This is a genomic window from Klebsiella sp. WP8-S18-ESBL-06 (assembly GCF_014169755.1).
GTDB classification, from domain to species: Bacteria; Pseudomonadota; Gammaproteobacteria; order Enterobacterales; family Enterobacteriaceae; genus Kluyvera; species Kluyvera ascorbata_B.
In genome coordinates, this window is the sequence record NZ_AP022256.1 from 1319242 (window position 1) to 1331384 (window position 12143).

At 56.3% G+C, this 12143-nt stretch carries 15 protein-coding genes; 13 read left to right on the forward strand and 2 right to left on the reverse strand.

Annotated features, from left to right (window positions below):
- Positions 1–136 precede the first annotated feature (136 nt).
- From rpoE to acpS, 11 genes are all read left to right on the forward strand, one after another.
- Positions 137–712: an RNA polymerase sigma factor RpoE gene (rpoE, locus tag H7R76_RS06305; protein ID WP_106924048.1), complete on the forward strand. Its 576-nt coding sequence runs from the start codon at positions 137–139 to the stop codon at positions 710–712.
- A 31-nt stretch (positions 713–743) separates the two neighbouring features.
- Positions 744–1391, forward strand: coding sequence for an anti-sigma-E factor RseA (gene rseA / locus H7R76_RS06310; protein WP_106924049.1), 648 nt, complete (start codon positions 744–746; stop codon positions 1389–1391).
- The gene (gene rseB / locus H7R76_RS06315) at positions 1391–2347 is read left to right on the forward strand and encodes a sigma-E factor regulatory protein RseB (RefSeq protein ID WP_106924050.1); all 957 of its coding nucleotides are present in this window, start codon (positions 1391–1393) and stop codon (positions 2345–2347) included. The genes rseA and rseB overlap by 1 nt, the downstream gene beginning before the upstream one ends.
- Positions 2344–2820: a SoxR-reducing system protein RseC gene (rseC, locus tag H7R76_RS06320; protein WP_106924051.1), complete on the forward strand. Its 477-nt coding sequence runs from the start codon at positions 2344–2346 to the stop codon at positions 2818–2820. Before rseB ends, rseC begins: the two co-directional genes overlap by 4 nt.
- Positions 2821–2992: 172 nt before the next feature.
- Positions 2993–4792, forward strand: coding sequence for a translation elongation factor 4 (gene lepA, locus H7R76_RS06325; protein WP_106924052.1), 1800 nt, complete (start codon positions 2993–2995; stop codon positions 4790–4792).
- 16 nt (positions 4793–4808) lie between these two features.
- Positions 4809–5783, forward strand: coding sequence for a signal peptidase I (gene lepB / locus H7R76_RS06330; protein WP_106924053.1), 975 nt, complete (start codon positions 4809–4811; stop codon positions 5781–5783).
- Positions 5784–6002: 219 nt separating this feature from the next.
- Complete coding sequence (gene rnc / locus H7R76_RS06335) at positions 6003–6683, forward strand: ribonuclease III (protein WP_064543445.1); 681 nt, start codon at positions 6003–6005, stop codon at positions 6681–6683.
- Entirely contained in the window at positions 6680–7585 is a 906-nt protein-coding gene (gene era, locus H7R76_RS06340; RefSeq protein ID WP_106924054.1) for a GTPase Era, read from the forward strand. Before rnc ends, era begins: the two co-directional genes overlap by 4 nt.
- A gap of 11 nt (positions 7586–7596) precedes the next feature.
- Entirely contained in the window at positions 7597–8304 is a 708-nt protein-coding gene (gene recO, locus H7R76_RS06345; protein ID WP_106924055.1) for a DNA repair protein RecO, read from the forward strand.
- A gap of 85 nt (positions 8305–8389) precedes the next feature.
- Positions 8390–9121, forward strand: a complete 732-nt coding sequence (pdxJ, locus tag H7R76_RS06350) for a pyridoxine 5'-phosphate synthase (RefSeq protein ID WP_035891302.1) — start codon at positions 8390–8392, stop codon at positions 9119–9121.
- On the forward strand, positions 9121–9501 hold the full coding sequence (gene acpS / locus H7R76_RS06355; RefSeq protein WP_182967260.1) for a holo-ACP synthase: 381 nt from the start codon (positions 9121–9123) through the stop codon (positions 9499–9501). The genes pdxJ and acpS overlap by 1 nt, the downstream gene beginning before the upstream one ends.
- On the opposite strand, the gene H7R76_RS06360 is transcribed toward acpS, so the two are convergent.
- The gene (locus H7R76_RS06360; protein WP_106924057.1) at positions 9498–9758 is read right to left on the reverse strand and encodes a YfhL family 4Fe-4S dicluster ferredoxin; all 261 of its coding nucleotides are present in this window, start codon (positions 9756–9758) and stop codon (positions 9498–9500) included. The genes acpS and H7R76_RS06360 overlap by 4 nt on opposite strands.
- 93 nt (positions 9759–9851) lie before the next feature.
- Positions 9852–10700, reverse strand: coding sequence for a MurR/RpiR family transcriptional regulator (locus H7R76_RS06365; RefSeq protein WP_182967262.1), 849 nt, complete (start codon positions 10698–10700; stop codon positions 9852–9854).
- 226 nt (positions 10701–10926) lie between these two features.
- Between H7R76_RS06365 and yfhb the strand changes: the two genes are divergently transcribed.
- Positions 10927–11562 carry a phosphatidylglycerophosphatase C gene (gene yfhb / locus H7R76_RS06370; protein ID WP_106924059.1) on the forward strand — a complete coding sequence of 212 codons (636 nt, stop codon included), beginning with the start codon at positions 10927–10929 and terminating at the stop codon, positions 11560–11562.
- Positions 11563–11593: 31 nt separating this feature from the next.
- The gene (gene tadA / locus H7R76_RS06375) at positions 11594–12142 is read left to right on the forward strand and encodes a tRNA adenosine(34) deaminase TadA (protein ID WP_106924060.1); all 549 of its coding nucleotides are present in this window, start codon (positions 11594–11596) and stop codon (positions 12140–12142) included.
- Position 12143 lies beyond the last annotated feature (1 nt).

Consider the following 12143-nt stretch of genomic DNA (forward strand, 5'->3'; position numbering starts at 1 on the left):
GCTGCGAAACAAAAAACAAAGCGTAACGGAACTTTACGAAAATCGAACGCTCTAAGCTTATGCTTGCTCATAATGCAGTGTTGGAGTGGCATTCTGATTACGCATGGGAATAGGGTTTGGGGAGACATTACCTCGGATGAGTGAGCAGTTAACGGATCAGGTTCTTGTTGAACGGGTCCAGAAAGGAGATCAAAAGGCTTTTAACCTCCTGGTCGTCCGCTACCAGCATAAGGTTGCGAGCCTGGTTTCCCGCTATGTACCATCCGGCGACGTGCCGGATGTCGTACAAGAGTCTTTTATTAAGGCCTATCGTGCGCTGGATTCGTTCCGGGGAGATAGTGCTTTCTATACGTGGCTGTACCGCATTGCGGTGAACACAGCTAAAAATTACCTGGTTGCTCAGGGGCGTCGTCCGCCGTCCAGCGATGTAGACGCGAACGAGGCCGAAAACTTTGAAAGCGGCGGCGCTTTGAAAGAAATTTCGAACCCTGAGAACTTAATGTTGTCAGAAGAACTGAGACAGATAGTTTTTCGCACCATTGAAGCGCTTCCGGAAGATTTACGCATGGCAATTACCTTGCGGGAGCTCGATGGCCTAAGCTATGAAGAGATAGCGGCTATTATGGATTGCCCGGTCGGTACGGTTCGTTCACGTATCTTCCGAGCGCGAGAAGCTATCGATAACAAAGTTCAACCGCTTATCAGGCGTTGACGGAAGCGGGATACTGGAAAAGGTATTAGGCATGCAGAAAGAACAACTTTCCGCCTTAATGGATGGTGAAACGCTGGATAACGAGCTGTTGACTGAGTTAACACGCTCGGCAGAGCTGCAGGAAACCTGGGAGAGCTATCACCTCATTCGTGACTCGCTGCGTGGCGATACGAGTGAAGTGCTTCACTTTGATATCTCTTCTCGCGTGATGGCCGCCATCGAAAATGAGCCCGTTCGGCAACCGACCGCGCCGCTCATCCCTGAAGCCCAGCCAGCACCTCATCAATGGCAAAAAATGCCGTTCTGGAACAAAGTTCGTCCCTGGGCCAGTTCGCTCACCCAAATGGGCGTGGCCGCGTGCGTTTCGCTGGCTGTTATTGTCGGCGTTCAGCACTATAATGGGCAACCGGACTCCTCTCAGCCTGAGTCACCGGTGTTTAATACGCTGCCGATGATGGGCAAAGCCAGCCCGGTCAGCCTGGGCGTTCCTTCGGAGGCATCCGCAGGTAACGGTCAGCAGCAGGTTCAGGAACAGCGCCGTCGTATTAATGCTATGCTGCAGGATTATGAATTGCAGCGTCGCTTGCATTCAGAACAGCTTCAGTTTGAGCAGGCACAAACTCAGCAAGCGGCTGTTCAGGTGCCAGGCTATCAAACTCTAGGAACGCAATCGCAGTAATGAAGCAACTTTGGTGTGCCATGTCACTTGTGGCTGGTAGCCTGTTCTTCTCCGCAAACGCCTCGGCTGATGTATCGTCCGGGGCGTTGTTGCAGGAAATGAATCTGGCCAGTCAGTCACTCAACTACGAGCTGTCGTTCGTCAGCATTAATAAATCCGGCGTTGAATCGTTACGCTATCGGCACGTGCGTCTGAACGGTCAGCCGCTGGCTGAGCTGTTGCAAATGGACGGCCCGCGTCGGGCAGTGGTCCAGCGCGGCAACGAAATCAGCTACTTTGAGCCGGGCCTCGATCCCTTCACGCTGAACGGCGACTATATTGTCGATTCCTTGCCTTCTCTGGTGTATACCGACTTCAAACGTCTGGCGCCGTACTACGACTTTATCTCCGTCGGGCGCACGCGCATTGCCGATCGCATGTGTGACGTCATTCGCGTCGTGGCGCGTGACGGGACGCGTTACAGCTACATCGTCTGGATCGACAGCGAAAGTAAGTTGCCAATGCGGGTCGATCTGCTGGATCGCGATGGCGAAACGCTGGAGCAGTTCCGGGTGATTGCGGTTATCACCGGCGAACAGGTTAGCGGTATTATGCAGGGGCTGGCGAAAGCGAGCCTGCCGCCGCAGCTGTCGGTGCCAACCAGCAACAACGTCGCGCTGAACTGGTCCGCGAGCTGGGTACCACAGGGCTTTAAAGAGGTTTCCAGCAGCCGCCGCACGTTGCCGAGCGTCGATAGCCCGGTAGAGTCTCGTCTCTACTCAGATGGCCTGTTTAGCTTCTCCATTAATATCAACCGCGCGGCGGCCAATAGCAGCGATCAAATGCTGCGTACCGGGCGTCGCACGGTCAGCACAACGGTTCGCAACCAGGCCGAAATTACCATCGTTGGCGAACTGCCGCCGCAAACGGCGAAGCGCGTGGCGGACGGCATTCAATTCAAGGGTGCGCCGCAATGATTAAAGAATGGGCCACCGTCATCGCGTGGGACAACGGCGTGGCGCAGGTGAGCTGTGATGTCAAAGCTTCCTGCAACAGCTGCGCCTCTCGTGCGGGTTGCGGCAGCCGGGTGCTGAACAAGCTCGGGCCGCAAACCAGCCACACCATCTCTGTACCCAGCGCGCAGCCGCTGGTGGCCGGGCAAAAGGTTGAACTGGGTATCAGCGAAAGCAGCCTGCTCGGTTCCGCCATGCTGGTATATATGTCACCGCTGCTTGGGCTGTTTGTGGTCGCGGCGCTGTTTCAGGTGCTGTTCGGTAGCGATATCGCCGCGCTGTGCGGCGCGGTGCTTGGCGGTGTGGGCGGTTTTTTGGTTGCCAAAGGCTTCTCGCCGCGGCTGGCCGCCCGGGAAACCTGGCAGCCGGTGATTATCAGCGTGGGGCTCCCGCCCGACCTGGTCCGCACGGTATCGCCATCCGAAATGAGCCAGTGATTACACTGGCTTTATTTTTTTGGAACGCTGCTCGCAGGAAGCGCTATGCTTGCGGGAAGAGCATTTCCTGGTTACGCGGTTGTAGTGTAGAATGCGGCGTTTTCGAACGACAATAATGTCAGGCTCCGTACCGCGGCCTCAAAGTATTCGTAAGGCATAAATATTTTAATATATGAAGAATATACGTAACTTCTCCATCATTGCACATATCGACCACGGTAAATCGACGCTGTCTGACCGCATTATTCAGATTTGTGGCGGCCTTTCCGACCGCGAAATGGAAGCCCAGGTTCTGGACTCAATGGATCTGGAACGCGAACGTGGCATTACCATCAAAGCGCAAAGCGTGACGCTGGACTTTAAATCAGCCGACGGGGAAACCTATCAGCTGAACTTTATCGACACCCCGGGCCACGTCGACTTCTCCTATGAGGTTTCCCGTTCCCTCGCGGCCTGTGAAGGCGCACTGCTGGTGGTTGACGCCGGGCAGGGCGTAGAAGCGCAGACCCTGGCGAACTGCTATACCGCTATGGAAATGGATCTGGAAGTCGTGCCGGTTCTGAACAAAATCGACCTGCCGGCCGCCGATCCTGAGCGCGTAGCGGAAGAGATTGAAGACATCGTTGGCATCGACGCGACCGATGCCGTTCGCTGCTCGGCGAAAACCGGCGTCGGCGTGACCGACGTGCTGGAACGCCTGGTACGCGACATTCCGCCGCCGGAAGGTGATGCGGAAGGCCCGCTGCAGGCGCTGATTATCGACTCCTGGTTCGATAACTACCTGGGCGTGGTTTCGCTGGTGCGTATTAAAAACGGCACCATGCGTAAAGGCGACAAAATCAAAGTGATGAGCACCGGTCAGGTCTATAACGCCGACCGTCTGGGCATCTTCACGCCAAAACAGGTTGACCGTACCGAGCTGAAATGCGGCGAGGTAGGTTGGCTGGTGTGTGCGATTAAAGACATCCTTGGCGCACCGGTTGGCGATACCCTGACCCAGGCGCGTAACCCGGCAGACAAACCGCTGCCAGGCTTTAAAAAAGTGAAGCCGCAGGTTTACGCCGGTCTGTTCCCGGTAAGCTCTGACGACTACGAAAACTTCCGCGATGCGCTCGGTAAGCTGAGCCTCAACGATGCCTCCTTGTTCTATGAGCCGGAAAGCTCAACCGCGCTGGGCTTCGGCTTCCGCTGTGGCTTCCTCGGTCTGCTGCACATGGAGATCATTCAGGAACGTCTGGAACGTGAATACGACCTGGATCTGATCACCACCGCGCCGACCGTCGTCTACGAAGTTGAAACCACGGCGAAAGAAACTATCTACGTTGATAGCCCGTCCAAACTGCCGCCGCTGAACAACATCTACGAACTGCGTGAGCCAATCGCTGAGTGTCACATGCTGCTGCCGCAGGCGTACCTCGGTAACGTGATTACCCTGTGTATCGAGAAGCGCGGCGTACAGACCAACATGGTTTACCACGGTAACCAGGTGGCGCTGACCTATGAAATCCCGATGGCGGAAGTGGTACTCGACTTCTTCGACCGTCTGAAGTCGACTTCTCGCGGCTATGCGTCGCTGGACTATAACTTCAAACGCTTCCAGGCCTCTGACATGGTGCGCGTTGATGTCCTCATCAACAACGAACGTGTCGATGCGCTGGCGCTGATTACCCACCGCGACAACTCCCAGAGCCGCGGGCGTGAACTGGTCGAGAAGATGAAAGATCTGATCCCTCGCCAGCAGTTTGATATCGCGATCCAGGCGGCCATTGGCACGCACATCATCGCGCGTTCAACGGTGAAGCAGCTGCGTAAAAACGTTCTGGCGAAATGCTACGGTGGCGATATCAGCCGTAAGAAAAAGCTGCTGCAAAAACAGAAAGAGGGTAAAAAGCGCATGAAGCAGATCGGTAACGTCGAGCTGCCGCAGGAAGCGTTCCTTGCCATTCTGCATGTTGGTAAAGACAACAAATAATCTCTAAGGAGTTGGCATGGCGAACATGTTTGCCCTGATTCTGGTGATTGCCACACTGGTGACGGGCGTCCTGTGGTGCGTAGATAAATTTATCTTCGCCCCTAAACGGCGGGAACGTCAGGCGGCGGCGCAGGTTGCCACCGGCGAAGCGCTGGATAAAAAGACGCTGAAAAAAGTCGGCCCGAAACCGGGCTGGCTGGAAACCGGCGCGTCGGTCTTCCCGGTACTGGCTATCGTGCTGATCGTCCGTTCATTCATTTATGAGCCGTTCCAGATCCCTTCCGGTTCGATGATGCCAACGCTGCTGATCGGCGACTTTATTCTGGTGGAAAAATTCGCCTATGGAATTAAAGATCCGATCTACCAGAAGACGATTATTGAAACGGGCCATCCGAAGCGCGGCGACATCGTCGTGTTTAAATACCCGGAAGATCCTCGCCTTGACTACATCAAGCGCACCGTGGGCCTGCCGGGAGATAAGGTCACCTACGATCCGATCGCCAAGCAGGTCACCATTCAGCCTGGCTGCAGCTCCGGCCAGGCGTGCGGTAATGCGCTGCCGGTGACCTATTCCAACGTTGAGCCGAGTGATTTTGTACAGACCTTCTCCCGCAGCAACGGCGGAGAAGCCACCAGCGGCTTCTTCGAAATGCCGCAGGGTGAGCGTAAAGCCGATGGCGTGCGTCTGGATCAACGTCAGGAAACGCTGGGTGACGTTAACCACCGGATCCTGACCGTGCCTATCGCTCAGGACCAGGTTGGGATGTACTACCACCAGTCCGGTCTGCCGCTGGCAACCTGGATCGTCCCGCCGGGGCAATACTTCATGATGGGTGATAACCGCGATAACAGCGCGGACAGCCGTTATTGGGGCTTTGTGCCGGAAGCGAACCTGGTGGGTAAAGCGACCGCTATCTGGATGAGCTTCGAAAAACAAGAGGGCCAGTGGCCGACCGGCGTGCGTTTGAGCCGCATCGGTGGCATTCACTAATCCTCTGTTCGTCTTCACGCAGCGGCCTGGTGTGCGCTGCGTGAATTATTTAGTTTTAATCTATTCAAACTAACGACATCCCTTGTCGTTGCGTATAGAATATCCCCCCGAAGTTTCGGATGTCTCTTATGGGAGACACGGCACACGAAACCGCGTTGGTTTTCCTCAGGTCTGTTTCGTGTGCTGCATTTTTGACGCATTTATTTATTTTGGTATCGCATGAACCCCATCGTAATTAATCGGCTTCAACGGAAGCTGGGCTACACTTTTCTTCATCAGGAGCTGTTGCAACAGGCGTTAACGCACCGCAGTGCCAGCAGCAAACATAACGAACGCTTAGAGTTCCTGGGCGATTCCATTTTGAGTTACGTGATCGCGAACGCGCTCTACCACCGCTTCCCGCGCGTGGATGAAGGCGATATGAGCCGTATGCGCGCGACGCTGGTTCGCGGTAACACGCTGGCTGAAATTGCCCGTGAGTTCGAGCTGGGCGAATGCCTGCGCTTGGGGCCGGGCGAGCTGAAAAGCGGTGGCTTCCGTCGGGAATCCATTCTGGCGGATACGGTTGAAGCGTTAATCGGCGGGGTGTTCCTCGACAGCGATATTCAAACTGTCGAGAAGCTAATCCTCTCCTGGTACCAGACGCGTCTGGACGAAATCAGTCCGGGCGATAAGCAAAAAGATCCAAAAACACGCTTGCAGGAGTATCTGCAAGGCCGCCATCTGCCGCTGCCGTCCTATCTGGTGGTTCAGGTGCGTGGGGAAGCACACGATCAGGAATTTACTATCCACTGCCAGGTTAGCGGCCTGAGTGAACCGGTGGTCGGCACAGGTTCCAGCCGTCGCAAGGCGGAACAGGCTGCCGCCGAACAGGCGCTGAAAAAGCTGGAGCTGGAATGAGCGAAGAAAAAACTTACTGCGGATTTATTGCCATCGTCGGACGTCCGAACGTGGGCAAATCCACACTGCTGAACAAGCTGCTCGGGCAGAAGATCTCTATCACCTCCCGTAAAGCGCAGACGACGCGTCACCGTATTGTCGGTATTCATACCGAAGGCGCGTACCAGGCTATCTACGTTGATACCCCGGGTCTGCACATGGAAGAGAAACGCGCGATCAACCGTCTGATGAACAAAGCTGCCAGCAGCTCCATCGGTGACGTTGAGCTGGTGATTTTCGTCGTGGAAGGCACCCGTTGGACGCCGGATGACGAAATGGTGCTGAACAAGCTGCGCGAAGGCAAAGCGCCGGTGATTCTGGCGGTGAATAAGGTCGATAACGTACAGGAAAAAGCGGATCTGTTACCGCACCTGCAGTTCCTCGGCAGCCAGATGAACTTCCTGGATATCGTGCCTATCTCTGCGGAGAGCGGCCTGAACGTGGACACAGTGGCCGGAATCGTGCGCAAGCATCTGCCGGAAGCGACCCATCACTTCCCGGAAGATTACATCACCGACCGTTCCCAGCGCTTTATGGCCTCTGAAATCATCCGTGAAAAACTGATGCGTTTCCTTGGCGCAGAGCTGCCGTACTCGGTGACCGTTGAAATCGAACGCTTCGTCTCTAACGAGCGGGGGGGTTATGACATCAACGGCCTGATCCTGGTTGAGCGCGAAGGGCAGAAAAAGATGGTGATTGGCAATAAAGGCGCCAAAATCAAAACCATCGGTATTGAAGCCCGTAAAGACATGCAGGAGATGTTCGAAGCGCCTGTTCACCTGGAGCTGTGGGTGAAAGTGAAATCAGGCTGGGCGGATGACGAGCGCGCGCTGCGCAGTCTCGGTTACGTCGACGATCTCTGAGAATAACCCCGATGGAGGGCTGGCAGCGCGCTTTTGTTCTGCATAGTCGCCCCTGGAGCGAAACCAGCCTGATGCTGGACGTCTTCACGGAAGAGTCGGGCCGCGTGCGCCTTGTGGCGAAAGGCGCACGTTCCAAACGCTCCAACCTTAAAGGTGCGCTTCAGCCCTTTACCCCCCTGTTAGTCCGTTTTGGCGGTCGTGGCGAAGTGAAAACGCTGCGCAGCGCCGAAGCCGTTTCGCTGGCGCTTCCCCTTAGCGGCATCACGCTATACAGCGGTCTGTACATCAATGAACTGGTGTCGCGCGTGCTTGAGCACGAAACCCGCTTTTCCGAGCTGTTTTTTGACTACCTGCACTGCATCCAGGCGCTGGCTGGCGCCACGGGTTCGCCTGAACCGGCGCTGCGCCGCTTCGAGCTGGCGCTGCTGGGGCATTTGGGCTACGGCGTTGACTTCCTCCACTGCGCTGGCAGCGGGGATGAGGTCGAAGACACCATGACCTATCGCTACCGTGAAGAGAAAGGCTTTATTGCCAGCGTCGTGATCGATCACAATACCTTTACCGGGCATCAGCTAAAAGCGCTGGCCAGTCGTGAATTTCCCGACGTGGACTCGCTGCGCGCCGCGAAACGCTTTACCCGTATGGCACTAAAGCCGTATCTTGGGGGGAAGCCGTTGAAGAGCCGAGAATTATTCCGGCAGTTTATGCCTAAGCGTTAACTTATATTGCCTCATGCGCTTTGCTTCTGTAGAGAGAGGGCTGCGTGAGGGGAAAGATCGCAAAAATAAAAACACGAGGATTGTCATGGCTGAATTACTGTTAGGCGTCAATATTGACCACATTGCCACCCTGCGTAACGCGCGCGGCACCGCCTATCCCGATCCGGTTCAGGCGGCATTTATCGCCGAGCAGGCCGGTGCGGATGGCATCACCGTGCATTTACGTGAAGATCGCCGCCACATCACCGACCGCGACGTGCGCATTCTGCGCCAGACGCTGGACACTCGCATGAACCTGGAGATGGCGGTTACCGAAGAGATGCTGACCATCGCCTGTGAAACCAAACCGCATTTCTGCTGCCTGGTGCCGGAAAAGCGTCAGGAAGTGACCACCGAAGGCGGTCTGGACGTTGCCGGTCAGCTCGACAAAATGCGCGATGCCTGCAAACGCCTGGCCGACGCCGGTATTCTGGTGTCGCTGTTTATCGATGCCGATAACGCACAGATTAAAGCCGCTGCCGACGTTGGCGCGCCGTATATCGAAATTCACACCGGCTGCTATGCCGATGCCACCACCGATGCGGAACAGGCAAAAGAGCTTGAGCGCATCGCGAAAGCGGCGACCTATGCCGCCAGCCTGGGGCTGAAAGTGAACGCCGGCCATGGCCTGACCTATCACAACGTCAAAGCCGTCGCGGCGCTACCGGAGATGCACGAGCTGAACATTGGTCACGCGATCATTGGCCGCGCGGTCATGACCGGCCTGAAAGAAGCGGTTGCCGAGATGAAACGCCTGATGCTGGAAGCGCGCGCGTAATGGCGATTCTGGGGCTCGGAACCGATATCGTCGAAATCGCCCGTATTGAAGGGGTCATTGCCCGTAGCGGCGATCGCCTTGCACGCCGGGTGCTCAGCGATAACGAATGGGCCATCTGGGAGATGCACCAGCAGCCGGTGCGTTTTCTGGCTAAGCGCTTTGCGGTCAAAGAAGCGGCCTCAAAAGCGCTGGGTACCGGTATTCGTAACGACCTGGCGTTTAACCAGTTTGAAGTTTACAACGATGAGATGGGTAAACCGAAGCTGAGGTTATGGGGTGAGGCAAAGCTGCTGGCAGAGCGAATGGGCGTGGCGCATATGCATGTGACGCTCGCCGATGAGCGCCACTACGCCTGCGCGACGGTGATCGTCGAAAGCTAAATTTTATCCGCGTGGTGCAGCACGACGAACTTGTCCCACAGCTGTTCTTCCGTCTCAGGATGTGCCGGATCCTTCAGGATTGTATTCGGGATCGGGCACACTTTCTGACAGGTTGGCGTATCGTAATGGCCGACGCACTCGGTGCAGCGATCGCTGTTGATCTCATAGATGCTATCACCCATCGAAATGGCCTGATTTGGGCATTCCGGTTCGCACATATCGCAGTTGATACATTTTTTGGTGATTAACAGCGCCATCAGGAATTTCTCAGAAACAAAATAAACAGGGCGCGCATTATACGCTCATTTTCCACTCAGGCCATACCTTTTCTGTGGTAATCGCACCGCCGATCACACCAGCTTTTTCACTAGCGCTTCGCTGTGGCGAATACGCTCCGGTGCATTTTCCAGATCCTGCTGAACCAGCCCCATAAACAGCAGGTCGGTTAGCATCATCTGCGCGCTGGTGGAAGAGATGGCAGCGCTGCGCGTTGCCTGCTCTTCGGCAATGGTATACAGGCAGTGGGTTGCGCGCTGTTGTAAGGTATTTGGTGAAAAGCCGGTAATGGCCAGCACCTTGCCACCCACCCGCAGCGTTTCATCGGCGGCGAGATTGATTTCGCGTCGGGCGCCGGAGTAGGATACTGCGAGTAGCAGATCGTCCTGGGCCATCGCCTGGACGGTGGCCAGTAGGGCGTGCATGTCCAGCTCCGCCACGGCGTTAAAGCCAATTTTCATCAACTTCCAGCTAAAGTTACGCGCCACCAGCCCCGATGCGCCAATGCCGGTCAGGACGATACGTCGCGCGTTACGCAGCAGGTTAACGGTCTCCAGCAGCTTGTCTTCGCTGTTGACGTCCAAAGAGGCGTGCATCGCCGCCACGTTGTCCTTAATCAGCTTCTCACCCACCAGGCGCAGCGGATCGTCGCCGCAAATCTGGTTATGTACCGCGACCGAGTGGGGATTCGCGTTGCTGGCCAGCGCTTCGCTCAGCGCCAGCTTCAGCGCGGGGAAGCCTTTAAAACCCAGCTTCTGGGCGAACTTCACGACGCTGGACTGGCTGACACCCGCCTGGCTTGCCAGCTGCTGTGAGCTTAAGTGACGCGCCAGATCCGGCTGCACCAGAATAAAATCCGCCAGCTTACGGTCGCTTTGCGCCAACTGGGGGTAACGCTGACGGATACTGATTAAACAATTCATAACAACCTCATGGACGCGATAACTCTGCTGCGCCAGAGCAGCAATCTGCTCGTCGGAAAGAATTATGTATTCTATTATAACGGAATATACCGAATTAAATATTCCATGTGTCGGTAAAAACGCAACTCTTTTCGTGCACCAGCGTCGTTGAGCCGCCGTTTGGCGAAAGCGGGCGGGCAATCTGCTAGTCTGTGGGCTTGCTCAGTGAGGAATACAGGAGGCTTCTTTGACACGCAATTCTCGCCGCGTGGTGTTTTTCGATCTCGACGGCACGCTGCATCAGCAGGATCTGTTTGGCGCGTTCATCCGCTATCTGCTGCGCCGTCTGCCGCTTAATGCGCTGCTGGTGCTGCCGCTGCTGCCGTTTATCGGCATCGCAATGCTGATCAAAGGCCGCGCGGCCCGCTGGCCGATGAGCGTTCTGCTGTGGGGCTGCACCTTCGGGCGGCGCGAAGCGACGCTCAACGCGCTGGAAGCGAGCTTTATTATCTGGTTTCGTGCCACGGTCACGCCGTTCCCGAGGGTACAGGCGCGTTTGGATAGCTATCTCCAGCATCAGGATGCTGACGTCTGGCTGATTACCGGGTCGCCGCAAACGCTGGTGGAGCGGGTCTACGCTGACGCTCCCTGGCTGGCTCGGGTGAATCTTATCGGCAGTCAGATGCGGCGCGCTTGTGGTGGACGCGTGCTGTCGGTACGCTGCCTGGGGCATGAGAAGGTGGCGCAGTTAGAGCTGCGTCTGGGCGCACCGCTGCGCTTATACAGCGGATACAGCGACAGTAAACAGGATAACCCGCTACTCTTTTTCTGTGAGCATCGCTGGCGCGTAACCCCGCACGGCGAGCTGGAGCAGCTGGAATAGCGGCGCTGCGCTTTGATGGATATTGTGTATAATGCGCCGCGTTTTATCACCTGGAGTCCCGACGTTGTCTGACATTGAACAGAACCATGAATACTGGATGCGCCATGCGCTGGTGCTGGCTAAACGCGCCTGGGAAGAAGGCGAGGTGCCGGTTGGCGCGGTGCTGGTGCATAACAATCAGGTGATTGGTGAAGGCTGGAACCGCCCGATCGGCCGTCACGATCCTACCGCGCACGCGGAGATTATGGCGCTGCGGCAGGGGGGGCTGGTATTGCAGAACTACCGTTTGATTGACACGACGCTGTACGTCACGCTGGAGCCCTGCGTGATGTGTGCAGGCGCAATGGTCCACGGCCGAATCGGCAGTCTGGTGTTCGGTGCCCGCGACGCTAAAACCGGCGCGGCTGGGTCGCTGATTGACGTGCTGCATCACCCGGGAATGAATCACCGCGTTGAGATGACGGAAGGGGTGCTGGCCGATGAATGCTCGGCGATGCTGAGCGATTTCTTCCGCCACCGCCGCCAGCAGCAGAAGGCACTGAAGCAGGCGGCGAAAGCGGCAAATCTGCCGGCGGAATAAC

Coding starts and splice junctions, on each gene's coding strand:
- recO (WP_106924055.1), top strand. CDS start 7,597: ATGGAGGGCTGGCAGCGCGCTTTTGTTCTGCATAGTCGCCCCTGGAGC.
- tadA (WP_106924060.1), top strand. CDS start 11,594: ATGCGCCGCGTTTTATCACCTGGAGTCCCGACGTTGTCTGACATTGAA.
- lepA (WP_106924052.1), top strand. CDS start 2,993: ATGAAGAATATACGTAACTTCTCCATCATTGCACATATCGACCACGGT.
- lepB (WP_106924053.1), top strand. CDS start 4,809: ATGGCGAACATGTTTGCCCTGATTCTGGTGATTGCCACACTGGTGACG.
- pdxJ (WP_035891302.1), top strand. CDS start 8,390: ATGGCTGAATTACTGTTAGGCGTCAATATTGACCACATTGCCACCCTG.
- acpS (WP_182967260.1), top strand. CDS start 9,121: ATGGCGATTCTGGGGCTCGGAACCGATATCGTCGAAATCGCCCGTATT.
- rpoE (WP_106924048.1), top strand. CDS start 137: ATGAGTGAGCAGTTAACGGATCAGGTTCTTGTTGAACGGGTCCAGAAA.
- rseB (WP_106924050.1), top strand. CDS start 1,391: ATGAAGCAACTTTGGTGTGCCATGTCACTTGTGGCTGGTAGCCTGTTC.
- rseC (WP_106924051.1), top strand. CDS start 2,344: ATGATTAAAGAATGGGCCACCGTCATCGCGTGGGACAACGGCGTGGCG.
- H7R76_RS06360 (WP_106924057.1), bottom strand. CDS start 9,758: ATGGCGCTGTTAATCACCAAAAAATGTATCAACTGCGATATGTGCGAA.
- rnc (WP_064543445.1), top strand. CDS start 6,003: ATGAACCCCATCGTAATTAATCGGCTTCAACGGAAGCTGGGCTACACT.
- rseA (WP_106924049.1), top strand. CDS start 744: ATGCAGAAAGAACAACTTTCCGCCTTAATGGATGGTGAAACGCTGGAT.
- H7R76_RS06365 (WP_182967262.1), bottom strand. CDS start 10,700: ATGAATTGTTTAATCAGTATCCGTCAGCGTTACCCCCAGTTGGCGCAA.
- era (WP_106924054.1), top strand. CDS start 6,680: ATGAGCGAAGAAAAAACTTACTGCGGATTTATTGCCATCGTCGGACGT.